The organism is Collinsella sp. SGI.241, from assembly GCF_050312955.1.
GTDB lineage: Bacteria > Actinomycetota > Coriobacteriia > Coriobacteriales > Coriobacteriaceae > Collinsella.
Window position 1 is genome coordinate 1 of record NZ_JBNPKM010000034.1, and the last position, 399, is coordinate 399.

1 pseudogene is annotated in these 399 nt (G+C 65.9%); it reads right to left on the bottom strand.

Going from position 1 to position 399, the window contains the following annotated elements:
* Nucleotides 1-350: pseudogene (locus tag ACQQ92_RS08440) on the bottom strand (hypothetical protein); the annotation flags it as partial.
* Between the last annotated feature and the right edge of the window lie 49 nt (nucleotides 351-399).

A 399-nucleotide genomic window follows, 5' to 3' on the forward strand; every position in this document is an offset into this window, starting at 1 on the left:
GGCCTCAGGCGGTCTATCACCAGGGTCTTCTCCCTGTTCGACATCCCGTCGAGGCTCCCGGCTTTTAAAACGTCCTGCACCGCCCTCAGCACCGCGTTCTCGAGCCTGAGCCGCTCGATCAGGGCGTCCTTGTCCTCCGGGTCGATGTCGGGGTAGTCGGGGCCGTCCCCGACGAGTCGCGGCAGGTCCATTCCTCCACCGGCCCTTCCCGCGGGCTTGCGCACGTCCCTGATCCAGCGCCAGACGGACGTCTTGCCGGGCCCGCCGAGTATCTCGGTTATCTCCATGACGGTGAGCCCGGCGCCGCGAAGCGCCCTGGCCCTCTCCACCATTCTCCTACTGTATGCCATGCGGACTCCGTTCCGGACCTCAACGGTCCAACTTTTTGTCCGCAGTCCC